Genomic DNA, 204 nt, shown 5'->3' on the forward strand with positions numbered 1-204 from the left:
GGTGTCTGCTTTTGATTGCGAGTCTGGTTTAACTTTGTATCAGCGTACAGTAGAAAATAAGTCCAATGAGATACCGGCAGTTAGGGCCTTATTAGATGTGCTCGATATTTCAGATTCTATCGTCACACTAGATGCACTACATTGTCAGAAAGCGACACTTTCAGCATTGATTTCAAGAGGGGCTGACTATCTGGCTGACTATCT

1 protein-coding gene is annotated in these 204 nt (G+C 42.2%); it reads left to right on the forward strand.

Going from position 1 to position 204, the window contains the following annotated elements; translation table 11 throughout:
• Positions 1-204: ISAs1 family transposase (locus CEX98_RS17270; RefSeq protein WP_143484354.1), on the forward strand; the 204-nt coding region annotated here is incomplete at both ends.

It is taken from the genome of Pseudoalteromonas piscicida, from assembly GCF_002744175.1.
Taxonomy (GTDB): Bacteria; Pseudomonadota; Gammaproteobacteria; order Enterobacterales; family Alteromonadaceae; genus Pseudoalteromonas; species Pseudoalteromonas piscicida_B.